General features: G+C 46.4%; 10 protein-coding genes, 2 tRNA genes, 3 rRNA genes and 1 pseudogene. 15 read left to right on the forward strand and 1 reads right to left on the reverse strand.

The window, feature by feature from the left end:
* The first annotated feature begins 118 nt into the window (after positions 1-118).
* The 15 genes and pseudogenes from NQ518_RS00055 to rrf all read left to right on the forward strand — a co-directional run bounded on the left by NQ518_RS00055 (position 119) and on the right by rrf (position 24,450).
* Positions 119-1,504, forward strand: a complete 1,386-nt coding sequence (locus NQ518_RS00055; RefSeq protein ID WP_227207650.1) for an alpha amylase family protein — start codon at positions 119-121, stop codon at positions 1,502-1,504.
* Between the two features lie 17 nt (positions 1,505-1,521).
* A complete protein-coding gene (locus tag NQ518_RS00060) occupies positions 1,522-4,203 on the forward strand; it encodes a calcineurin-like phosphoesterase C-terminal domain-containing protein (RefSeq protein WP_227207648.1) in 2,682 nt (893 codons plus the stop codon).
* Positions 4,200-5,624, forward strand: a pseudogene (locus NQ518_RS00065) (sialate O-acetylesterase); the annotation flags it as partial. The gene NQ518_RS00060 and the pseudogene NQ518_RS00065, both read left to right, overlap by 4 nt.
* Before the next feature lie 76 nt (positions 5,625-5,700).
* A complete protein-coding gene (locus NQ518_RS00070) occupies positions 5,701-6,795 on the forward strand; it encodes a DUF4434 domain-containing protein (RefSeq protein ID WP_004348674.1) in 1,095 nt (364 codons plus the stop codon).
* A gap of 18 nt (positions 6,796-6,813) precedes the next feature.
* Positions 6,814-8,211, forward strand: coding sequence for a sugar porter family MFS transporter (locus tag NQ518_RS00075; protein ID WP_227207644.1), 1,398 nt, complete (start codon positions 6,814-6,816; stop codon positions 8,209-8,211).
* Between the two features lie 55 nt (positions 8,212-8,266).
* Positions 8,267-10,261, forward strand: coding sequence for a family 20 glycosylhydrolase (locus NQ518_RS00080; RefSeq protein WP_227961437.1), 1,995 nt, complete (start codon positions 8,267-8,269; stop codon positions 10,259-10,261).
* A gap of 953 nt (positions 10,262-11,214) precedes the next feature.
* Positions 11,215-12,417 (forward strand): ROK family transcriptional regulator, encoded by a 1,203-nt coding sequence (locus tag NQ518_RS00085; protein WP_227961435.1) that lies wholly within the window; start codon positions 11,215-11,217, stop codon positions 12,415-12,417.
* A gap of 151 nt (positions 12,418-12,568) precedes the next feature.
* On the forward strand, positions 12,569-14,137 hold the full coding sequence (locus NQ518_RS00090; protein WP_227961433.1) for a helicase HerA-like domain-containing protein: 1,569 nt from the start codon (positions 12,569-12,571) through the stop codon (positions 14,135-14,137).
* Between the two features lie 260 nt (positions 14,138-14,397).
* Positions 14,398-16,464, forward strand: coding sequence for a TonB-dependent receptor (locus NQ518_RS00095; protein WP_227961431.1), 2,067 nt, complete (start codon positions 14,398-14,400; stop codon positions 16,462-16,464).
* Positions 16,465-17,215: 751 nt separating this feature from the next.
* Complete coding sequence (locus tag NQ518_RS00100) at positions 17,216-17,965, forward strand: hypothetical protein (protein WP_227961428.1); 750 nt, start codon at positions 17,216-17,218, stop codon at positions 17,963-17,965.
* Between the two features lie 989 nt (positions 17,966-18,954).
* Positions 18,955-20,486: ribosomal RNA gene (locus NQ518_RS00105) — 16S ribosomal RNA — on the forward strand.
* 276 nt (positions 20,487-20,762) lie between these two features.
* Positions 20,763-20,836 (forward strand) — tRNA-Ile (locus NQ518_RS00110).
* A 181-nt stretch (positions 20,837-21,017) separates the two neighbouring features.
* A tRNA-Ala gene (locus NQ518_RS00115) sits at positions 21,018-21,091 on the forward strand.
* A gap of 241 nt (positions 21,092-21,332) precedes the next feature.
* Positions 21,333-24,241: ribosomal RNA gene (locus NQ518_RS00120) — 23S ribosomal RNA — on the forward strand.
* 96 nt (positions 24,242-24,337) lie between these two features.
* A 5S ribosomal RNA gene (gene rrf / locus NQ518_RS00125) occupies positions 24,338-24,450 on the forward strand.
* Together the 16S, 23S and 5S rRNA genes with 2 tRNA genes alongside form the textbook arrangement of a ribosomal RNA operon.
* 186 nt (positions 24,451-24,636) lie before the next feature.
* On the opposite strand, the gene NQ518_RS00130 is transcribed toward rrf, so the two are convergent.
* Positions 24,637-25,242, reverse strand: a complete 606-nt coding sequence (locus NQ518_RS00130; RefSeq protein ID WP_227961426.1) for a hypothetical protein — start codon at positions 25,240-25,242, stop codon at positions 24,637-24,639.
* Positions 25,243-25,246: the final 4 nt, after the last annotated feature.

Here is a 25,246-nt window from a genome sequence, read left to right on the forward strand (position 1 = left end):
CACTGCATTGAGATGGCTTTTATCGTTCACGGTTGATAAAAAAACAGATTCATCTTGTTGGATGATGAAAAAAGAACCGTATATTTAATGGAAAGAATAAAATAATAAGGGACAACGAATGAAACAACGACATTGTACTATCAGCCTTTTATTCCTGACTCTACTTGTTTTTGTAGCATGTGGATCAAAAGATCCAATAGATTATTGGGGACAAAACAAACAAAAGGAAGAAAAGGAAAATAACAAAGAAATAGAAAATAAGACCGACAAACCAAGATATATCTGGATTGACGCAGCAGCGAATTTTCCAGATTTCGCCAATAGCAAAGAGGCCATAACACGAGATTTGACCCTGGCCAAAGACGCAGGTTTCACGGATATCGTGGTAGACGTGCGCCCAACATGCGGAGACGTATTGTTCAAGACTTCCACAGTAGAACAAGTGAAATATCAATACGCATGGACATCTACAGGCTATACAAAGATAGACCGCACGGCTACGTGGGACTATTTGCAAGCATTTATAGATGCTGCACGAAAATTGGATTTGAAAGTTCACGCAGGCATTAACACCTTTGTGGGAGGAAACACCATGAACAACGGAACGGGTATGGTGTATCGTGACGAGAACAAGAGGGCATGGACAACACAGATGAGTACAGCTCAGGGTATTGTCAGTATCATGGAAGAGGCTGAGCCTACCAAGTTTCTAAATCCAGCCAATCCGGAAGTGCAAACTTTTCTTTGCAACTTGTTGCGAGATCTTGCGAAATATGACCTTGACGGTATTGTGTTGGATCGAGGCAGATATTTGGATTTGCGCGCTGACTTCTCTGATCTGTCCCGCAAAAAATTTGAAACGTATATGGGAAGTAAAATCTCCAATTTCCCGGAAGACATTCTTCCCAAAGGCGCGACAAAGCTATCGGGGAAATCTTCTGATTACACAAAGAAATGGTTGGAGTTTAGGGCCAAAACCATTCGCGACTTTATGGAAAAGGCACGAAACGCTGTCAAGAGCGTCAACTCCAACATACAATTTGGCGTGTATGTCGGTGGTTGGTACTCCACCTATTACACTGTGGGTGTGAATTGGGGCTCCCCTAATTTTAAAACCTCTGATTATTATAGATGGGCAACTAAAAACTATCACTCCTTCGGATACGCTGACTTGATGGATCAAATGCTCATTGGTGCTTACGCCTCGCCATTGCTTGTTTATGGCAATACGGAATGGACCATGCAGGGATTCTGTTTACAGGCCATGTCAAAGATAAAAGGTTCTTGCCCCAAAGTAGTGGGAGGACCTGATGTCGGTAATTGGGACACGGCCAATAAAGCCACCCAAGAGCAGGAAAACCAAGCCATCGTGCAATCTGTCAAGGCATGCATGGATGCTTGTAACGGCTATTTTCTGTTCGACATGATTCATCTTAAGAAAGCCAATCAATGGAAATATGCCAAGGAAGGCATCGCTAAAGCCATCGAAAAAACAAATCAATAACAAATAATATACGACTTATGAAAAGAGCCTGTCTCACACTACTCCTATTGTGCACCACCTTACTGACTTTTGCCACGACCAAACCTAAGGTCATGTGGTTGGATTGTTCGGCCAACTTCGAGCGATTCAGCTATCCTGACTCCATCAGGTATTACGTTGGCAAATGCCATGAGGCTGGTATCACGCATTTAGTATTAGACATCAAGGATAACACCGGTGAGGTGCTTTACGACAGTAAGTACACATCGAGGAAAAGAACGTGGAAGGGATTTACACGTCCTGATTTTGACTTTATCAATACGTTCATCTCTGAAGCTCACAAGCGTGGCATGGTTATATTTGCCGGCATGAACATCTTCGCTGACGGAAGCAAGGCGCACGGTCAGTTAAGAGGAGCTGTCTTTGGGAAAAACAAGAAATGGCAATCCATCAATTACGTTCCCGGAAAAGGACTCATTCCCGTGACAGAATTAAATGGAAAAACGTCCATGTTCTTAAACCCTGCCTTGAAAGACGTGCAACGTCATGAAATCAACATCGTGAAAGAAGTGGTAAAACGTTTTAAGTTTGACGGTATCATGTTGGACAGGGCGCGCTATGATTGCATCGAATCAGACTTTTCGGAAGCATCGCGCACCTTGTTTGAAAAATACATCGGTGAAAAACTAAACAAGTATCCAGAAGACATATACGAATGGAAAGCCAACGACAAGGGCTCGTTCGACAGGGTTCCCGGTCCGTATTACAAGAAATGGATAGAGTGGCGTGCCTCTGTCATCTATGGTTTTATAAATGATGTCAGATCCGCTATAAAAAAAATAGATTCCCAATGTATACTAGCCTCATACACGGGGGCATGGTACCCTACCTATTATGAGGTGGGTGTGAACTGGGCAAGCAACAAGTATGACCCCTCAAAGGATTTCCCATGGGCCACGCCTGAGTATCGCAAATATGGCTATGCAGAACTGATAGACTTCTACACCAACGGTAATTATTATAAAAATGTAACCATAGACGATTATTACAAGTCGTCAGGATTGTACAAGAACGAGACCGACAGCGAAGCCTCGTCTGGTGAATACCTCTGCGTGGAAGGCGGATGCAAGTACACAAGGCAGCTGTTGCAGGGTGCCAAGCCATTCTATGGAGGCCTATATGTAGAAGACTACCGGAAAAACCCCTTGCAGTTTCAGAAAGCTGTCCGCATGAACCTCCAAGAGTCTGACGGTGTCATGATATTCGACATCGTGCACATCATCCTCTATGATTGGTGGAAAGAGCTGAAAGAAGCGTTGGACGAAGACCATGTGCCTAATCCACACGAGCTGTATGGATCGGTCACTTGCGAAGGCAAGGGCGTACCCAATGTTGTGGTGACAGATGGGAAACGCTGTGTAACGACAGACAAGAACGGGGTATATCGCATACCAAACGTGGGTGACACACGGTTTGTGTACATATCCACACCTGCCGGGTTTCTCACCGAAACAAACAGGGGAATACCACTGTTTTATCAAGAAATTGACCATCAGAAACAACAGCTGGAATACAATTTCAGGCTCAAGAAAAATCCCAAGGACGACACAAGACATATCGCCATCGTAGAGGCCGACGTGCAAGCCAACTCCAAAGAGCACTGGTTGAAATACGGCCCAGTAGTGGACGACTATCGCAAGTTGTTGGCCTCAACCCCTGACAAAGATGCGTTTGGGTTGTCATGCGGTGACATCTGTTGGGACACGCCGACAACATTCTTTGAGGATTACATGCGACAGGCACAGCGCATCGACCTTCCTTTTTATCGAGTGATTGGAAATCACGACATGGACTACAATGGCCGAACGCACGAAACATCCTACCGATCGTTTGAAACACATTTCGGACCATCATGCTATTCTTTCAACAAAGGCAACGCACACTATATCGTTATCAATAATTGCTTTTACGTTGGACGACAATACTTCTATGTAGGATACATCGATGAGAATACCTTCAAGTGGTTGGAACAAGATCTTTCATACGTTCCCAAAGGCACCGTAGTGTTTGTAGCGGCGCATATTCCTTTTAGATCCACGGTGAAAGAACAACCGTTTGTTTACACCTACGAATACTTAGGGGGCGAAACCATCAACGCAGAGTCGCTCTTCAAACTGCTTGAAGGCTACGAATCGCATTTCCTCACAGGACACATGCATACCAATTCGAACGTCATCTTCAACAACCATCAGATGGAACACAACATCGGAGCCGTATGTGGAACATGGTGGCACGTCCCATTGTGCCTTGACGGTACGCCACAGGGATGTCAGGTCTTTGAGGTGGATGGCAAGAAGGTAAGTTGGTATTACAAGAGTACGGGCTATCCCAAGACATACCAATTCAGGGCGTATGCACCTGGAACGGTGAAAGAATATCCTAAGGATATCATCGCCAATGTGTGGAATTATGACGACCAATGGAAAGTAGAATGGCTGGAAAACGGTAAGCCGATGGGTGTGATGACGCAATACACCGGTCTGGACCCAGCAGCCGTAAAAATGGTTAAGGACCATCGCAAGACCATGCAAAGCTGGATTGCGCCCCTGCCCACCAAACACATGTTCCGTGCCACGCCTCGCAATTCCAAATCTAAATTGGCCGTGCGAGTGACCGACCGTTTCGGAAATGTTTACCAAGAAGAAATAACACGAAAATGAAACAATTCTTTTTATCTTGTGCCGCACTCCTTGTAGCTTGTGTAACACCAAGCAACACTACTGCCAAGGTGACCTTGACCTCAATATGGGGAGACAACATGGTGCTGCAACAACAGGCGGATGTCAGGTTCACAGGCACTGCCAAGAAAAACAGTAAAATAACGATTAAAGCATCGTGGAGTGACAAACGCATCATGACGCAAAGCGACAGTAACGGCCGTTGGCAAGCCACACTGCATACCATCTCGGCGGGAGGCCCATACTCCATCACATTCTCTGATGGCGAGGTGTTAACCCTGAGAAATATCCTCCTTGGCGAGGTTTGGTTTTGTTCCGGACAGTCTAACATGGAAATGCCCGTGCGCGGATTCAGGGGGCAGCCGGTTTATGGTTGCCAGCCTTACATTGTATCGGCTAACCCACGTAGGCAGCTGCGACTCTACACCGTTCAGCGCGATTGGAGTACCACACCCAAGACCGAGGGTGTGAAAGGACAATGGATGGAATTGTCATCACAGGCGGTAGGCGACTTCAGCGCAACGGCCTATTTCTTCGGAGATTTGTTGCAACGCTCCATCAACGTACCGGTAGGATTGATTCACAGCTCGTGGAGCGCATCCAAAATCGAGGCGTGGATGAGCCGACAAACGCTACAGCAATTCAATGAGGTAAAATTGCCTGATGTCAACCAGTCCAAGTTTGGATGGGAAGCTGGTACACCTACACTGCTGTGGAATGCCATGGTAAACCCTTGGAAAGGATTCCCCGTACGAGGCGTGATATGGTATCAAGGTGAGGCCAACGTTTCCAATCCAGCCCTATACAAACGCCTTTTTCCAGCGATGGTGCAACAATGGAGAACCTTTTTTGAAAATAAAGACATGCCCATCTATTACGTGCAGATTGCGCCCTATCAGGCTGGCGGCAAGGATAAACTCGAATGGGCATGGTTTCGCCAGTGCCAATTGGAGCTGATGAGCGAGGTACCCAACGTAGGTATGGTGACCACAACCGATGCCGGCAGTGAGCTGTTTATACACCCACCATATAAAATAAAGGTAGGCGAGCGTCTCGCCTATTGGGCGTTGACAAAGACATACGGTCGCAGTGGTTTTCTTTATTCTGGGCCGATTTACAAATCGTGTACGCTTAAAGATGGCGTTGTGGAAGTTACATTTGAGCACGGACAAGAGGGTATGATTCCTGAAAATCAAGAAATACGTGGCTTCGAGCTTGTTGACGCAGGTGGAAAAATATATCCTGCCAATGCAAGAATCATCAATAGTACTGCCAAAGTTAAAGTGTGGAACGACTCTGTGCGTCAGCCTACTGAGGTACGTTATTGTTTCCGCAACTATATGCAGGCTGATTTGTGCAACAATGCAGGACTTCCGGCCTCTCCCTTCAGAGCTGAAATAAAATAATCCGAAATCAAGGTGCCAGTGGTTCGGCATCATTCATTAACTTTGCCTTATATTCATAAAAAATCAAATAACAATGGTCAATAGAAGAGAATTTATCAAAAAGACGGCACTCGCAGGAGCAGCTATAACGATGGCCCCGATAGCAAAGGGAGCCAACCAACTGACAAAAACAGAGAATCTGCTCAATACGCAAGGAAAAGGCGTTAGTGGCTCTCTCATCGTTCCGAAGAACAACGGACTGAAGATAACCGGTACTTTTTTGGATGAGATATCCCATGACATTCCTCACCAAAACTGGGGAGAAAAAGAGTGGGATCAGGATTTCAAGTACATGAAGGCCATCGGCATTGATACCGTGATTGTCATTCGTTGTGGATACCGTAAATTTATGACCTATCCCTCTGAGTATCTTGTTAAGAAGCATGGATGTTATATGCCGTCTGTCGATTTGATAGACATGTATCTCCGCCTGGCCGATCGATATGGCATGAAGTTCTACTTTGGCCTTTACGATTCTGGTCGATACTGGGACACGGGCGATATGTCTTGGGAGATTGAGGACAACAAATATGTCATCGATGAAGTATGGAAGCGATACGGTCACCACAAGAGTTTTAAAGGGTGGTATATCAGCACCGAGATTAGTAGACAGACCAAAGGCGCCATTCCCACGTTCCATGCGCTTGGCAAGCAGTGTAAGGATGTTTCTGATGGCTTACCTGTATTTATCTCTCCATGGATTGACGGAAAGAAAGCGGTGATGGGTACACAGCAGCTCAGCAAAGCCCAAGCGGTTTCCGTGGAGGAACATGAGCGTGAATGGAACGAGATCTTCGATGGTATACACGACGTGGTTGATGCCTGTGCTTTCCAAGATGGGCACATCGACTATGATGAGCTGGATGCTTTCTTCTCAGTGAACAAAAAGTTGGCCGACAGGTATGGTATGCAATGTTGGACCAATGCCGAATCGTTCGACCGTGACATGCCCATCAGGTTCTTGCCGATTAAATTCGACAAGCTGCGAATGAAGCTAGAAGCTGCCAAGCGGTGTCATTACGACAAAGCCATTACGTTCGAATTCTCCCACTTTATGAGTCCACAGTCAGCCTATATCCAGGCACATCACCTGTACGACCGTTATAAAGAATATTTCAATATCAGGTAATCAATAGTTTTCCATATTATGAATGATTCTTCCGTAAAACTGGGATATGTGTTTTATCTGGCGCTGGCTGCGGCATTGGGCGGACTGCTCTTTGGGTATGACACGGCCGTCATATCAGGCACCATAGACCAGGTCACGAGTCAGTTTTCGCTCAGCGTTTTACAGCAGGGCTGGTATGTAGGTTGTGCCTTGATTGGTTCTATCATAGGCGTGGCTTTCGCAGGTTGGTTAAGTGACGAGATTGGACGCAAGCCTGCCATGTTCCTGTCCGCCATCTTGTTCACCGTTTCAGCCATCGGGTGTGCCATCACCCCTACGTTCAATTGGTTAGTGATTTATCGTATTGTGGGCGGCGTTGGCATCGGCGTGGTATCAATAGTTGCACCCATGTACATATCAGAGGTTTCTGTTTCTCAATACCGAGGCAGGATGGTGTCCCTCTACCAGTTGGCCATAACAGTTGGTTTCCTGGCTGCCTATCTGGTCAACTTCTTGCTCTTGGGTGTATCTCAAAGCCATTCTTTCGCATCTTCACAGTTCCAACTGATATTTGTGGATGAGGTGTGGCGAGGGATGTTGGGCATGGAAACGATACCAGCATTGTTCTTTTTCATCCTTTTGTTTTTCATTCCAGAGAGTCCGAGGTGGCTGGTTGTTCGTAACAAAAGCGTTCAAGCTACCCGCATTCTTGAAAAATTCTTTTCTGAAAAGAAAGAAGCGGATGCTGTTGTCAGTCAGGTACAGTCCAATCTGGCCTCGCAAGTTAAGACCGACTGGCATCAACTTCTGCGCCCGGGAATATTCACTGCTGTCGTTGTCGGAGTGTGCATCGCCATTCTCGGACAGTTCATGGGTGTAAATGCCGTGTTGTATTATGGCCCTTCTATCTTCAAGGATGCAGGCATGACCGATCCCTTGTTCTGCCAAGTTCTGGTGGGCATCGTCAATTGTGTCACCACTATTCTGGCTATGAGCATTATCGATAAGGTAGGAAGAAAAAAGCTCATCTATTATGGCGTGTCTGGCATGATACTGTCGCTACTGATGATCGCTTTCTATTTCGCATTCACAGAGACGATGAACCTTTCGGTCTATTTCATGCTTTCATTCTTTCTCTTCTATGTGTTTTGCTGCGCCATCTCTATCAGTGCGGTGGTTTGGGTGCTACTTTCTGAGATGTATCCCAACAGTGTCAGAGGCGTTGCCATGTCTATCGCCGGTTTCGCATTATGGATAGGAACCTATCTTGTGGGACAGCTCACACCATGGATGCTCACATCGCTGACACCTGCCGGTACGTTTATATTCTTTGCCATCATGTGTCTGCCTTACATGTTCATCATGTGGAAATACATTCCGGAAACCGCTGGCATGTCATTGGAAGAAATAGAACGCTACTGGACCAAACGCAAATAACCAGTTTGTTCAAGTGAAACTCACGGATAATACCCAAATAATGTATCATAGCAACATGAAAAAGATATTGTTACTGTTACTGTTGTCGTGCTCGCTTTCGATGCATGCAGCCAACCCTAAGCCTTTCACGATTCCCGAACTCAAGACTTGGTACGGTGGCAAAGGCTCTTTTGTGCCTACAAAAGCATCGCGCATCGTTTATACTGGGAATGACAAGCGTGTGGCAATGGCTCTCGAAGTGTTTGCCGCTGACTACCAGAAGATGTTCAATACCTCGCTGCCCATCGTGAAAGACAAGGCGCGGGCAGGTGATTTCGCATTTGCCGTTAGCACCAAAAAGGGGGCCAAGGCAAACACAGGCGACGAGGCTTACAAAATTAATATCGGGCGTGTCGCCCGTGTGGAAGCTGCCACGCCCCAAGGCATCCAATGGGCCACGCGTACCATTCTGCAACTGTGCAGGCAGAACAAGGGATGTACCATGCCTCAAGGCACCATCATAGACGCTCCTGCCTATCCCACCCGAGGGTTCATGCTCGACTGCGGTCGAAAGTTTTTCACCATGCGTGTGCTTAGACAATACGTGCAAATATTGTCTTATTACAAAATGAACACACTGCATATTCATCTAAATGATAATGGACACCGCCAATTTTTCAACGACGATTTCGACAGCACGCCAGCGGCGTTCAGGTTGGAATGCGACACCTATCCAGGCTTGACGGCGCGCGACGGACACTATACTAAAGAAGAATTTAGAAGCTTGCAACGATATGCCGACAGTCTTGGGGTGGAGATTATATCCGAGATTGATTTCCCTGCACACTCGCTCGCCTTTACTCGTTACAAGCCTGAATTAGCCAGCAAGAAATACGGGAAAGACCATTTGGATTTGTTCAATCCCGAAACATACACTTTTTTGGACGCATTGCTCAAAGAGTATCTAAGTGGTGACGAACCAGTTTTCAGCGGAAAATACATGCACATTGGCACCGATGAATATGCCAACGAGGACAAGCAAGTGGTGGAGAAGTTTAGGTATCTCACGGATCGATACATTAAATATGTGGAAAAATTCGGCAAGAAGGCTATGATATGGGGCCAGCAGACACATGCCAAAGGCACCACGCCCATCAAAGTAAAAGATGTCACCATGCAGATTTGGAACAACAACTACGCCAATCCTCACTCCATGGACAGCTTGGGGTACGATATCATCAGCATCCCCGACTGGCAAGTGTACATTGTACCCAAGGCTGGTTACTACCAGGATTATCTTGACATCAAGAAATTATACCAGAATTGGACGCCCGCTCATATAGGCGACGTGGTGTTCCCCGAAGGTCATCGAAGCATCAAAGGTGGAATGTTTGCCGTTTGGAACGACCACATCGGCAACGGCATCAGCGCGCAAGACGTGCACTACAGGTTCTTCCCCGCTTTGCAAACGCTTTCCACTAAAACGTGGTCGGGTATAAGCACCTCGTTCTCGTTTGAGCAATTTGACTCTCTGCGCAAGACCTTAGATGAAGCCCCAGGACTGAACGTGGCCGGCCACTATCCACAGGGCACCATCTTGAAACAGGCGCAAGTGAACCGTGGAGACCACATGCCCATAGACCAAGTGGGCTGGGATTACGAGGTGGCGTTCGACATTGACTACGCATCCGAGGAAAAGGGAACCATATTGTTCAGCTCCGATGATGCCACTTTCTACCTGTCAGACCCCATCAACGGACTAATCGGGTTCAGCAGGGACGGCTATCTCTACAACTTCGACTACCAACTATTGCCAGGCGAGAAGGTCAACATGAAAATTCGAGGCGACCGCACCGAGACCTCACTGTGGGTTAACGGGCAAATGGTGAGCAGGCTCAACGTGCTGAAATTGAGAAATGTGGATTACAACCAGATGCATTATTTCCGTACCTTAGTCTTTCCGTTGATGAAAGCGGGAAGCTCTTTTAAAAGCAAGGTAACCAATCTGTTGGTAACTAGCCAACCCTTACCAACCAAACCCCAGACTATGGCTGCATCTTCAAAGCCATGAAAATATTCATGACCATGTGTATCCCACAAGTCACCAAATTGTTTGGAACTATGTTTTACATATAAGCTGGGTAACAGCAAGGCTGAGTAGACACATTGAACAACATTAGTCAACAACGGAGGCAAGCATCTGTCATGGGGTGTTTGCCTTCTTTCTTTTAGTGCCTGATAATGTTAGTTCATCTCCTTGGCTTTGCCCACACCGCGGTTGGACTTATAGATGTGGAGCAAAGTATATAGGGTGGGAGATGGTCTGTTGCGTTGGTCAGTTGGGACAATTGTTCGTATAAATGACAATAAAAAGCTACTTGCAAAAGTGCAGAATAGAGAAAATCGATAGGTAAATGCGGTACATTTATCTCTTTCTGGATTCAGAAAACAGGCCTGAAGCTCCAATAGCATTGAGTTGTGAAGTTAAAAGATATGCTATTCGTGCACAAGTAACATGCAATTACACGTTTAAAGCATACCAATTATGCGGTTAAAAGCATGCTTTAATCGTGTAAAAACACGAAACAAAGGCTTAAATATTGGACGTGAAACGCTTAACGTATTGAGAAGCAGGAAGATATTGTGATTGCTCATATTTTCAAAATTTGCGAGAACTTCGAGACATAGTGGCAAATAAGCGAAATATAACGAGGTGTTTGTCAAGAAAAATGATAGGTTCTTTTCAAACGAAATCATCCGCAATAATGCTCTTATATGTGGCCAGTAGGCTACGCACATACCTGCTATATTTGTTGTAGATCGTTTCTCTACGAATGGTCATATTACTGTCATGACATCAAGCCGCACACGTCTGCATTTTTTTGTATTTACTTTAAAGCAGAATATACTACAAAAATGTTTCAAGTTTTCGATTTTAATTTGTATCTTTGCCTTATAAAGTGCTTTGATTTGAAACTCAACACATCTTTGCTGTCATTTATATAGGTTAAATCAACATCAAAAATGAAGACCATACTAAAATTAGAATACTTGCACCGAAAGCCTGACAATTATAAAACAATTCTCAAGTATCTGATGCTGCATGATGGCTGTACGATACCGGAAATCTCGAAACATATAGGTATCAGCGTTCCAACTACAACAAAGATCATTACAGATCTGATGAGCAAGGGGTTTGTGGCTTCAAAAGGAAAACGTGATCAGACGCACGGTAGGCTTCCTACGGTTTATGGTCTGTCTACCGATTCTGGCTACTTTTTAGGCATCGACCCCAGTTATAACTCTTTAGCTATGGCTCTTTGTGATTTCAGTGGAAACATTGTCTTTGAGAAAAACAAGATTCCCTTTCAATTAGAAAATACACAGCAATGCCTTGACACCTTGCTCGATCTTGTGAATGAATATATTGGCTCTCTTGACATACAAAAGGAATCTATCTTGCATGCTTCTATGAACGTGTCGGGCAGAGTGAATCCGTTCACCGGTGTTAGTCACAGTATATTCGATTTCTTGGATCAGCCTTTAGCCAAGTATATTTCAGATCAGATTGGCATTCCAACGTGCATTGAGAATGATACCAGAGCCATGACTTTTGGCGAATATTTGGTAGGTTGCTGCAAAAGTGCCAAGAATGTGCTGTTTGTCAATGCGAGTTGGGGCATAGCAATCGGCATTATTGTAGGTGGCAAAATATATTATGGGAAATCAGGCTTCTCGGGTGAGTTCGGTCATGTGAAAGCTTATGATAATGAAGTGTTGTGTCGCTGTGGGAAGAAAGGCTGCCTGGAGACAGAGGTTTCAGGTATGGCTCTGTTACGCGAAACAGTGAAAAACGTGTTGAAGGGCAAGCGTTCCATCCTTTCAGACAAAGTGCTCAAAGAGAATAAAGAACTCACACTATCAGATGTTCTGTATGCAATTCAGAAGGAGGACACGCTGTGTATCGAAACTTTGCAGAAGATAGCTGACCAGTTAGGGCGCAATTTGGCAGGCATGATTAACATCTTCAACCCAGACATGTTGATTATCGGTGGCGACTTGTCGCAGACCGGAGATTACATTACACAGCCGGTTCAGATGGCTATCAAGAAATATTCACTGAACATCGTAAATGAAGATTCGGAAGTTGTAACCTCAATATTGCGAGAGAGAGCAGGCGTCGTAGGTGCTTGTATGGTCGCCAGGTATCAAGTTGTTAGAGATTAATGTGCTTGATGGATGCCTCTTCATCATCTGAATCATCAACATATTGGTTCTGAAATCACGATAGTGATTCGCTCGTGTTTTGAGTGTTTCCATCTATCTTTCAAATAAAAAGTGAACTCTTTACCCGGAATAATTTTATCAGTAACACATCATGTATACGCAAGAACAAGGATTATATATTGCACATGGGCAACAAGGCCCTATTGTGATGAATGGCAAAATGGCTAATCGACACGGATTGGTGGCTGGAGCAACGGGAACAGGAAAAACCGTTAGCCTGCAGGTGATGGCAGAATCGTTCTGTCAGGCGGGCGTTCCCTGCTTCATGGCTGACATGAAAGGCGATTTGTCGGGTATCAGTCAGACGGGCCATCTCACAGGTTTTATTGAGAAACGAATGGCAGAATTTGGAATCGCCAATCCGCAGTTCCAGTCTTGTCCGGTGCGGTTCTTCGATGTTTATGGCGAGCAAGGGCATCCCATGCGTGCCACCATTTCGGGGATGGGACCTGAACTGCTGACGCGTCTCCTTGAACTCAACGACACGCAGGCAGGTATTCTCAACATCGTGTTCCGTGTGGCTGACGACCGTGGATTGCTGATTATAGACATGAAGGACTTGCGTTCCATGCTCGACTATGTAGGGCAGCATGCCAAAGAGTACACCACGAGGTATGGAAACATCTCCTCTGCTTCCATCGGAGCCATCCAACGTGCCCTGCTCCAGTTGGAAAGTCAGGGCGCCGACTTGTTCTTTGGCGAACCATCTTTCGATATTCATGACCTGTTGCAGACCGAAGGAGGGAAAGGAATCATGAATGTGTTGGCCGCCGATAAACTGATGATGCAACCCAAACTCTATTCCACTTTTCTGCTCTGGTTAATCTCTGAACTCTATGCGACGTTGCCCGAAGTGGGCGATCAGCCACTGCCCAAGCTGGTATTCTTCTTCGATGAGGCACACATGTTGTTTGAGGGTACGTCAAAAGCCTTGATTGATAAGATTGAACAGGTGATACGCCTCATCCGAAGCAAGGGCGTGGGCATCTACTTAATCACCCAAAGTCCTACGGACATCCCACTCAACATTCTTGGACAGTTGGGCAATCGGGTGCAGCATGCGCTTCGTGCTTACACGCCAAAAGATCAGAAAGCGGTGAAAAGTGCTGCGGAAACATTCCGCACGAACCCTGCCTTTAAAACCGAAGAGGCTATTACAAACCTTGAAACCGGCGAGGCCTTGGTGTCGTTCTTGGATGAGAAAGGGGCACCACAGATGGTTGAAAGGGCCAAAATGCTGTTTCCATTGAGTCAAATTGGGGCCATCACGGACGAACAGCGCAAAGCTATTATCGCTCAATCGAGCTTGGGAAGAAAATACGACCAGCCCATTGATCGTGAAAGTGCTTACGAACAACTCCTCAAAATGGAACAGCAGGCACAGCAAGAAACACCTGTAGAAGAAGAAAAATCAGCACCGAAAGCCGCAACAAGTAAGGGCAGCAGCCTGATCAGCAAGGTGTTGAAATCGGTCATCACCGCCCTCACAGCCACTTTTGCCTCGGTATTAGGAACGGCAGTTTCTAACCAGGTGACGGGTAAGAAATCGCGTTCTCGCAAGACAGCCACTGAGCGTGCTGTTAAAAATGCCACGTCGGCTGCTACTCGCACCATGACGCGTGAGATTACTCGCAGCATCTTGGGCAATATTGTAAAGTAGGTTGAGGTAGCTCTTTCAGTTTGCTCATCACTAAGTTTCAATGTGATTGTCATGATTCTGACATGTGATGGTCAGGTTATGTTATGTCTGGATTCGAGGTGTTATGCGAACAATGGCTTGAAAGATGATTTGAGATTTGATTCAATTATCTTGAAAGGAGCTAACAACAAAAGTCCCACTTTTCGCCTATTTTGTACCCTTTGAAAAGTGGGGCTGTGTTCCTTTTTCATTAACTTTGCCGTGATTTTTAATTTACAAACATGGTAAAAGAACAGTTTAACAAGCGCAATCCGCTGTGGTTCAAGCATTTTAACCGCAAAGGATATTCGCTCTTCGCTGCTCTTGGCAAAGAAGTTTTGATTAGTGTCCTCAGCGTAAGCACCTTGACTTACGCGAAGGCCGATGGCGTAAGTGTGCGCCACGACTTGGAAGGGGACAGCCTCGCACGCCAGGAAGTGAAGCTCGAAGAGGTGGTTGTCACCGGCTCGCGCGCTCCGCTGACCGTCAGTCAGCAATCGAGAATGGTAACTGTACTGAGCCGAAAGGATATTGAATCGGCTCCGGTACAAAGTGTTAATGACCTATTGAAATTGGCAATAGGGGTAGATGTCCGCCAGAAAGGCCCATTGGGCGCATTGACCGACGTGGGTATCCGTGGCGGAAACTCGGAGCAGGTCACTATTCTGTTGAATGGTATCAATATCTGCGATGCGCAAACCGCGCACAATGCGTTCGACATTCCTGTTGATTTGAGTGAAATTGAACGCATAGAAGTCTTGGAAGGTCCAGCTGGTAGGGTTTATGGCACATCTTCTTTGTTAGGTGCCATTAACATTGTCACCAAAGCGGCAGCCCGCACTTCACTCACAGCTCGCATGGAAAGTGGCTCGTATGGCTATCTCTCCACAGGTCTAAGGGGCAATATCGCCCGTAATAACTGGAACAACCAGCTTTCTCTCTCGGCTACTCGAAGCGATGGTTATTCACGCAGTAAGGCAGGAAACCTGAACGCTGATTACCGTACGCTCAAGTCATTTTATCAAGGAAGCTATCAAGATAGTTGGGTTGATGTGAAGTGGCATGCAGGCATGAGCTTGAAAGATTTTGGCTCAAACACGTTTTATGGCGTGAAATGGGACAACCAGTTTGAGCATACTTTCAAGACGTTCACAGCCATACAAGCCGAAAACAAGCAAGGTAAATTCCATCTTCGCCCTTCTGTTTATTGGAACCGAGGCATGGATAGGTTTGAGTTGTTTCGCGGCGAGCCTGACAAATATCCGTTCAACTACCACCGAACCGACGTGTATGGCGTCAATCTGAATGCCTACTTTGATTGGGTTGGAGGTAGAACTGCCTTTGGTGCTGAACTGAGACATGAAGACTTGATGAGTGGAAACCTTGGGGAGAAGCTCGAGAACCCACAGCACATTCATGGCACTGACCGTCAGTACACCAACGGATTGCAACGCACCAATACACAATTTGTATTTGAACATAACGTGCTACTCAATAGGTTTACCCTTTCGGCGGGCTTGATTGCCGTGAAAAACAGTCAGGCGAACATGAACATGCGTGTGTATCCAGGGGTAGATATGAGCTATCGCATCGGTGATGCCTTTAAGCTTTATGCCTCGTATAACACCTCACTGCGCATGCCATCCATGACGGAATTGTTCTATTCTGTAGGTGGTCACAAGGCAGACAAGCACCTCAAACCAGAGGAACTGTCCGCCCTTGAGGGAGGTGTCAAGTATGACAATCCTTACATCAACGCCAAGGCAGCCGTGTATTACAATCATCACAAAAACCTGATAGACTGGATACAAGACGGTACACGCAATGAAAAAAATGAATTGGTGTGGAAAAGTGTCAACTTTGGCGTTATCAATTCGTTGGGTGTTGAGAGTAGTTTCGACTTTAATTTCTTGCGCATTTTGCCATCACAGCGTTTCTTGAAGAACGTGTCTTTGGGATATTCGTTTATCCATCAAGACCATCAGGAGGAAAAAGGCATTGTCAGCAAATATGTCTTAGAATATCTCAAGCACAAGTTGGTGGCTGATGCACAGTTACATCTCATTGGTAAATTGGATTTAGGCGTGTCTTGCCGCTATCTCGACCGTATGGGAAGCTACAAGGACAGAGAGGGAGTAGCTCACTCGTACAAGCCTTATAGCGTGGTGGACGCACGTCTGTCGTGGAACGAAAGTAATTGGAAGGCGTACCTCAATGCCAACAACGTCTTGAACAAGACATACATGGATGCAGGCAATGTGCCACAACCGGGAATCTGGCTGGTGGCTGGTGCTGCCATCACGCTGTAGACTTTAACGGCTGTAATCATCAATATGGCCATCGCTACCGATGGTATAAAGACCGCACTACCAATATCTACAATCTCGCAGATGTGTTATCCACGCTGCGAGATTGTATGTTGAAAGTAAATGAATGAACCTTCTATCATTCTCGCTTTTAGCCCATATTCGGGACATTCAACCATAAAACACAACTCTTGCGAGGACAATTAAAAACTTGGGGGCTACCAATCGGTAACCCCCAACCAACACAAAAACTAAACTAGACTTAACTAAACTAATTAGAGATTTTCACAAATCCCCATATAGTCGCTTGCAAATATAGTAAAGTTTTCTAGAAAACCATAGAAAAAAACATTTTTTTTATTTTAATAGATTCAACTTCATAATAGAGAGTGCTCATTTCTCTGGAATTGGCGTGGTTAGGGGATACTTGCGCAACCTCTCGAGTAAGGAACATTCATACTTTATGAGAAAACTTTACCCTGATGATGACCAAGATGAAAACATGTTAAAGCATGATAGTCACATATTAATATAAGGTTCGACTGAGCAAGTGTAATAGGCGGTTGTGCAAGATGGGCATTTGGGCCAAAATGACCTTCACAGGATGCACAGTTGCGAATATTTATGCTAATAGGTGTATCTGCTTATCGTTTTTTTGTTATCTTTGTAGCTGAACGATGTTCGCCGCTATGATTCGGTTGGCCTAAAGTTTAGCGTAGGTTTGATGAGTCAAAGTGTGGCAAAAAACGATTGAATGATGGAAAATCAGGAAACTAATGAAGTGACAAGGTGGAACAAACTCATGTTTGCCATCTTGAACATACCCGGTGCTAAGGTTGATAGAGTTGAATTTTTAGTGGAGGCTTTGCGCCCACATTGCACCGACGAAGAAATCAAAAAGGCTGCTTTGCAACGGCCGATTGATGTCGTTTCGGAAAAATTAATCGCAAAGATTGCTGGTGATTACATCGACAAAGAGGCCAAGAGAGTAACCCTTGTTTCCACGGTAACAGGCATACCTGGTGGGGCAGCGGTGTTTGTTGCCATACCCATTGACCTGGTGCAGTATTATTATCACACTTTGATTATTGCTCAAAAGTTGGCCTATCTATACGGCTATCCAGACCTGAGAGAGCGAGACGGAAAGATGAAGGATTCGGCTTACGATTTATTGACCATCTTCTTAGGAGCGATGCTGGGGTCGGATGTTGCTAATCAAGCTGTCAAGGAGGTTGCACGCGCACTTTCTGAGGACATGGCGTCTCATTTACCACAGGTCAATGTGCCTACCAATGTTTGGCTTCCCTTTGTAAAAAGCATGTCGAAATGGGTGCGTGGGAAAGTTACCAAAGGCTCTTTGACCAAGCGTTTGAGCAAGGTTGTCCCCGTGGTGGGTGGTGCTGTGGCTGGCTATTTAACCTATGTGTCGTTCAAACCGAATGCTAAGCAGTTACAGAAGGTCATGGCCGAAGATGCCCTTTTATTTAAAACCAGCGACGAATAATGAGGCTCGGACGACATGTCAGGCTGGCGTGCCATTCAATTTTTTCTGCAGATCAAATGGGGTAGCCGCTTCTTTTCTTGCTGGTTTTGGGTTTGTTACAATTGTAATATCCTTTTGCCGTCATGAAGTAGAAGTGCTGATTGAATATGATTTTTATTTAACAGCAAGATGTTGAATCCTTGGCTTGTAGACAAACAGACACGATGCTGTGTGCAAACAAGCCAAATATGAGCAAGTTTTGTATATCATTCATTCACAGGTAATTACAGTCTTATTTTGTCGTTTTCCCTCTCATTTCTTCACTATTTGAAGCCAAAAGCATTGAGTTAAGCCTGTAATATCCATGCTTTTGACTGGTAATTGCCTGTAAATTGCTCGTCAAAAGGATGTAGATGGAATGAATAACTCATTGCTTTTACATCAAAAACTGTTTTTTTCTTACCTGCTCATCTCTTGTTTGCTCCCTCTTTGCCTATTGATTTTTTCTATATTGTCAGTTTTGAAGAGCCGTTTTTAGGGCTGTTTTTATGATAAAAAATGTACATTTTGTACATAATTCCCTCGGTTCGTAATACATTACGTTTCACTCTAATATTCTCATAAATGATAATATATAAAAGGTGAAATTACAAACAAACGTTAAATCCTTGTTGTTTTTCAAACTTTTTTGCTCATTTGTTTGGAAGGTATTACTTTTCGTATTACCTTTGCACTCGCTTTCGCACTAAAAGTTGCGTTAGCGACACAAAGAAGCGATCTTTGAAAAGATTTACATAAAGACAGAAGTAGTACAAGAAGCATGAGTATTGTTAAAGATGCTCATGGGTGAACATTTACGAACCGTTCAATTCTTACTAGAAACGAACAAAGGTGAGAATACTTTTAAATTCTGGAGTTTCGTTCTGAACAGAGAAAACGAAGTTGGATTGATATGTGTGTTTTGGCGCGAGCCTTATACATTATACTATCATCCATTTCAACTATATTTTACAATGTAGAGTTTGATCCTGGCTCAGGATGAACGCTAGCTACAGGCTTAACACATGCAAGTCGCAGGGTAACGTGAGGGAAGCTTGCTTCCCTTGACGACGACTGGCGCACGGGTGAGTAACGCGTATCCAACCTTCCCATGACCACGGGATAACCCGTTGAAAGACGGACTAATACCGTATGACGTCGTTTGCTGACATCAAATAACGATTAAAGGTTTAGCGGTGATGGATGGGGATGCGTCTGATTAGCTTGTTGGCGGGGTAACGGCCCACCAAGGCGACGATCAGTAGGGGTTCTGAGAGGAAGGTCCCCCACATTGGAACTGAGACACGGTCCAAACTCCTACGGGAGGCAGCAGTGAGGAATATTGGTCAATGGGCGAGAGCCTGAACCAGCCAAGTAGCGTGCAGGATGACGGCCCTATGGGTTGTAAACTGCTTTTATGCGGGGATAAAGTGCGCGACGTGTCGTGCATTGCAGGTACCGCATGAATAAGGACCGGCTAATTCCGTGCCAGCAGCCGCGGTAATACGGAAGGTCCGGGCGTTATCCGGATTTATTGGGTTTAAAGGGAGCGTAGGCCGCCAGGTAAGCGTGTTGTGAAATGTACCGGCTCAACCGGTGAATTGCAGCGCGAACTGTCTGGCTTGAGTGCACGGTAAGCAGGCGGAATTCATGGTGTAGCGGTGAAATGCTTAGATATCATGAAGAACTCCGATTGCGAAGGCAGCTTGCTGCAGTGCGACTGACGCTGATGCTCGAAGGTGCGGGTATCAAACAGGATTAGATACCCTGGTAGTCCGCACGGTAAACGATGGATGCCCGCTGTCCGCCCTTTTGTGGCGGGTGGCCAAGCGAAAGCGTTAAGCATCCCACCTGGGGAGTACGCCGGCAACGGTGAAACTCAAAGGAATTGACGGGGGCCCGCACAAGCGGAGGAACATGTGGTTTAATTCGATGATACGCGAGGAACCTTACCCGGGCTTGAACTGCCAGTGAACGATACAGAGATGTTGAGGCCCTTCGGGGCGCTGGTGGAGGTGCTGCATGGTTGTCGTCAGCTCGTGCCGTGAGGTGTCGGCTTAAGTGCCATAACGAGCGCAACCCCTTTTTTCAGTTGCCATCAGGTAATGCTGGGCACTCTGGAGATACTGCCACCGCAAGGTGTGAGGAAGGTGGGGATGACGTCAAATCAGCACGGCCCTTACGTCCGGGGCTACACACGTGTTACAATGGGGCATACAGAGTGTTGGCTTAACGCAAGTTTGGTCTAATCTTCAAAGTGTCTCCCAGTTCGGACTGGGGTCTGCAACCCGACCCCACGAAGCTGGATTCGCTAGTAATCGCGCATCAGCCATGGCGCGGTGAATACGTTCCCGGGCCTTGTACACACCGCCCGTCAAGCCATGAAAGCCGGGGGTGCCTGAAGTCCGTAACCGTCAAGGAGCGGCCTAGGGCAAAACTGGTGATTGGGGCTAAGTCGTAACAAGGTAGCCGTACCGGAAGGTGCGGCTGGAACACCTCCTTTCTGGAGACGAAACGATGAGTGCGATTCATAATTAAGAATTCATAATTCATAATTTATGATTAAATCAACTAAACTTAAGAGGTTGAGGGATTGCACGAAGGATTTATAAGGTGAAATTTCTTATCAAGGTTTGTAAGGAACCTGCCTGGAGTTACCACATGGTGACCCAAGGTATTTCTTGTACTGCTACATCTGTTTTTTAATATAAGAGAGAAAAAGGAAGCCGGGCGAAGAAGAGTACGCGGCCCTGCGACTTGAATGAACACCGGGAACCACAGTCCTATAGCTCAGTTGGTTAGAGCGCCACACTGATAATGTGGAGGTCGGCAGTTCAAGTCTGCCTGGGACTACAGTCTTTAATTCATAATTCTCAATTCATAATTCATAATTCATAATTAAACTAATTAGAATAGTTAGTTAGAATGGTATGACTTGATGTGGATTAACTTCTGCCTCTGAAAAATAATTCAATCAATTGTTGATTTAATGATAATTATGAATTATGAATTAACAATTATGAATTAAAAACCTGGGGGATTAGCTCAGCTGGCTAGAGCACCTGCTTTGCAAGCAGGGGGTCAACGGTTCGAATCCGTTATTCTCCACTCACGGGAATGGTCTTTGAGGAACAAAGAACTTCACTAGTTGAAAAGTTCAAAGTTCAAATCTCAAAGTTCAAAGTTTCCCAGCGATCTTTGACATATTGACACAAGCGAAACTGTAAAGTAGAACACAAGTCGTAAGACTTGATAATCAAAGCAATACAGCTGAAAGTATGAGTGACCAACCAGCCACTTTCGACGTGAGCATTGCGCTCATTGACGATAGAAGGCTCGGTTGTGGCGAAAGAAAGTAGACAAGGGCGCATGGCGGATGCCTTGGCTCATGGAGGCGATGAAGGACGTGATAAGCTGCGATAAGCTTCGGGTAGGTGCAAATAACCTTTGATCCGGAGATTTCCGAATGGGACAACCCAGCTGCCACAAGGCAGTTATCACTGTCAATCAGTGAGGCGAACGGAGGGAACTGAAACATCTTAGTACCTCCAGGAAGAGAAAATAAATGAATGATTCCCCCAGTAGTGGCGAGCGAACGGGGAAGAGCCCAAACCGTCGCCGTAGCAATGCGGCGCCGGGGTTGTAGGACCGTGTCATTGTACCTGGAATGTGAGTGGAACGTTAATGGAAATTGCGGCCACAGCGGGTGATAGCCCCTTACACGAAGCATTCCCGGGCATAATGGTATCCTGAGTAACGCGGAGCACGAGAAATTCTGCGCGAATCTGCCGGGACCATCCGGTAAGGCTAAATACTCCCATGAGACCGATAGTGAACCAGTACCGTGAGGGAAAGGTGAAAAGCACCTCGACGAGAGGAGTGAAACAGATCCTGAAACCATGCGCCTACAAGCGGTCGGAGCTGCCTTTGGCAGTGACGGCGTGCCTTTTGCATAATGAACCTACGAGTTACCATCTCTGGCGAGGTTAAGTGGTATGACCCACGCAACCGCAGTGAAAGCGAGGCTGAACAGGCCATCTAGTCAGAGGGGGTAGACGCGAAACCAAGTGATCTACACATGTCCAGGGTGAAGTTCCGGTAACACGGAATGGAGGCCCGCACCAATAAGCGTTGAAAAGCTTCTGGATGAGGTGTGTGTAGGAGTGAAAGGCCAATCAAACTTGGAGATAGCTCGTACTCCCCGAAAGGCATTTAGGTGCCGCGTGGGGTGATCTGCATGAGAGGTAGAGCGACCGATAGGTCAAGAGGGCTTCACCGCCTATCGCGACCTGACGAACTCCGAATGCTCATGCACTGCAGCCCTGCAGTAAGGGGGCGGGTGCTAAGGTCCGTCCCCGAGAGGAGAAGAATCCAGACCGCCATCTAAGGTCCCGAAGTTCTGCCTGAGTTAGTCTAACGAAGTCCGGTCCCCGTGACAGCTAGGATGTTGGCTTGGAAGCAGCCATTCATTCAAAGAGTGCGTAACAGCTCACTAGTCGAGGGTCCGGGCGTGGATAATAATCGGGTATAAGGCAGGCACCGAAGGTGCGGGATAGTAATGTATATTAAAAGTATCGGTAGGGGAGCATTCCATGTGCGTCGAATGTTGGGGGACGACCCTGGCTGGAGCGCATGGAAAAGCAAATGTAGGTATAAGTAACGATAAGGAGGGTGAGATTCCCTCCCGCCGCAAGACCAAGGTTTCCCGGGCAATGCCAATCAGCCCGGGGTCAGTCGGGTCCTAAGCCTCAGCCGAATGGCGAGGGCGATGGCAGACACGGTTAATATTCCGTGACTGCTGCATGATGCGATTGCGGAGACGGAGAAGTGACACCGCCGCGGGCTGACGGAATAGCCCGTTGAAGAGATTAGGCGCTGATCATGGCAGGCAAATCCACCATGAGAGCTGAATCTTGATAGTATGCCCATCCCCTCGGGGAAGGGCAATAGTGTGGGTAATCATGCTCCCGAGAAAATCCGCTAAGCTCCAGTCATGCAGCACCCGTACCGCAAACGGACACACGTAGTCGGGTTGAACATACTAAGGCGTTGAGAGATTCATGGTTAAGGAACTAGGCAAATTAACCCCGTAACTTCGGGAGAAGGGGTCCTCGTCATCGTGACGAGGCGCAGAGAATAGGTCCAGGCAACTGTTTAACAAAAACACAGGGCTGTGCTAACACGAAAGTTGATGTATACAGTCTGACACCTGCCCGGTGCCGGAAGGTTAAGAGGAGAGGTCATACATTAGTAGAAGCCTTGAATTGAAGCCCCGGTAAACGGCGGCCGTAACTATAACGGTCCTAAGGTAGCGAAATTCCTTGTCGGGTAAGTTCCGACCTGCACGAATGGTGTAATGATCCGGACACTGTCTCAATCATGATCTCAGTGAAATTGTAGTATCGGTGAAGATGCCGATTACCCGCGATGGGACGAAAAGACCCCGTGAACCTTTACTATAGCTTAGCATTGACCTCGGTCATCCGATGTGTAGGATAGGCCGGAGGCTTTGAAGTTGCCGCGCCAGCGGTGATGGAGCCATCCTTGAAATACGGCCCTTTGGCTGTCTGAGGTCTAACGCGCGGTAAGTGCGGACACTGCTTGGTGGGTAGTTTGACTGGGGTGGTCGCCTCCAAAAGCGTAACGGAGGCTTCCAAAGGTGCCCTCAGGTCGATTGGTAACCGACCTTTTAGAGTGCAATGGCATAAGGGCGCTTGACTGGGAGGCAGACATGCCGAGCAGGCAGGAAACTGGGGCATAGTGATCCGGTGCAAGTGTATGGAAACTGCATCGCTCAAAGGATAAAAGGTACTCCGGGGATAACAGGCTGATCCCCCCCAAGAGCTCATATCGACGGGGTGGTTTGGCACCTCGATGTCGGCTCGTCACATCCTGGGGCTGGAGAAGGTCCCAAGGGTTGGGCTGTTCGCCCATTAAAGTGGCACGCGAGCTGGGTTCAGAACGTCGTGAGACAGTTCGGTCTCTATCTATCGTGGGCGCGGGAGTTTTGCGTGGTGCCGTCACTAGTACGAGAGGACCGTGATGGACAGACCTCCGGTTTACCAGTTGTGCCGCCAGGCGCACCGCTGGGTAGCTGAGTCTGGTTAGGATAAGCGCTGAAAGCATCTAAGTGCGAAGCCATCCGCAAGATTAGAACTCCACATAAGGGTCGTCGTAGACTACGACGTTGATAGGGTGCAGGTGTAAAGCCAGCGATGGCAAAGCCGAGCACTACTAATTGCCCAATAACTTTCTTTCCGCAAGGCCCATTCTTTCAGCTGGGCGCTTTGAGTTTTACTTGTCATGATTGAATCATGACCTTAGATTCGCTTGTATCGATACGTCATCCCCTTATCAGGTGGTTATGGCGGCAGGGTTCCACCTCTTCCCATTCCGAACAGAGAAGTTAAGCCTGCTTGCGCCGATGGTACTGCAATGCAATGCGGGAGAGTAGGTAGCCGCCTTTTTTCAAACTAAGAGCCTTCAGGACTAAATTGTCTTGGAGGCTTTTTTTGATATTAGGCCAATTGGGCCAATAAGGCCAATAAGGCTTATTGGGCTTATTAGGCTAATATGGCTTATTAGGCTAATTGGCCTAATGATACCATACAATATTTACTTTGATTCTTCTGTTGCATCTTAGAAGTTAGCCATTACCAACCGTTGATTTGAAAGTATAATCCGATGCTTATGCCTATGCTACTGATAATCTTGTTAGTGTATGCTTTTTGCTTGTCATTGTAGACTTTAAGGAGGATATTCTCATTCGTGATTGAGGTCATGAGTCCGATGTGGGATGATAAGTGGAGTTTCATGCCGATGCTTGGCGACATCAACAGATTAAAATCTGTGTTTTTGAGAGTTGTAGAATATTTCGTGTTTGTATCTATGTTGCCTTTCCTTATGATCCCAAAGGAACCCATCTGGACGTTGACAAAGGGTGCCCATCGTGTATTGGTGAAAAAGAATGTGCTACTGACGAATACTGGCACAATCGCCAATCTGTATTGGTGATGATAATTGTAGCCAATGCCAGCTCCGATACTCCACTGTTCGCTGATGAACCTTTCGTGTTGGTAGTTCATGCTAAAGGTATCGTCTCCATACTCGCCTGTTCCTTTGGTGACCGTTGTGTTGACAACATTGAGGCATCCTTCTTTTTCATCGAATGATGATTGTGCATTGATGTGGTTAGTCGAGAAAGACAACAAGAGTGGAATGATGACAATACCTGTTATGCGCAATTTGGCTTTTCTCATTCAT

The sequence above is a fragment of the Hoylesella buccalis ATCC 35310 genome, from assembly GCF_025151385.1.
Classification (GTDB): Bacteria; Bacteroidota; Bacteroidia; order Bacteroidales; family Bacteroidaceae; genus Prevotella; species Prevotella buccalis.

Coding starts and splice junctions, on each gene's coding strand:
- NQ518_RS00090 (WP_227961433.1), top strand. CDS start 12,569: ATGTATACGCAAGAACAAGGATTATATATTGCACATGGGCAACAAGGC.
- NQ518_RS00070 (WP_004348674.1), top strand. CDS start 5,701: ATGGTCAATAGAAGAGAATTTATCAAAAAGACGGCACTCGCAGGAGCA.
- NQ518_RS00075 (WP_227207644.1), top strand. CDS start 6,814: ATGAATGATTCTTCCGTAAAACTGGGATATGTGTTTTATCTGGCGCTG.
- NQ518_RS00080 (WP_227961437.1), top strand. CDS start 8,267: ATGAAAAAGATATTGTTACTGTTACTGTTGTCGTGCTCGCTTTCGATG.
- NQ518_RS00060 (WP_227207648.1), top strand. CDS start 1,522: ATGAAAAGAGCCTGTCTCACACTACTCCTATTGTGCACCACCTTACTG.
- NQ518_RS00055 (WP_227207650.1), top strand. CDS start 119: ATGAAACAACGACATTGTACTATCAGCCTTTTATTCCTGACTCTACTT.
- NQ518_RS00130 (WP_227961426.1), bottom strand. CDS start 25,242: ATGAGAAAAGCCAAATTGCGCATAACAGGTATTGTCATCATTCCACTC.
- NQ518_RS00100 (WP_227961428.1), top strand. CDS start 17,216: ATGATGGAAAATCAGGAAACTAATGAAGTGACAAGGTGGAACAAACTC.
- NQ518_RS00085 (WP_227961435.1), top strand. CDS start 11,215: ATGAAGACCATACTAAAATTAGAATACTTGCACCGAAAGCCTGACAAT.
- NQ518_RS00095 (WP_227961431.1), top strand. CDS start 14,398: ATGGTAAAAGAACAGTTTAACAAGCGCAATCCGCTGTGGTTCAAGCAT.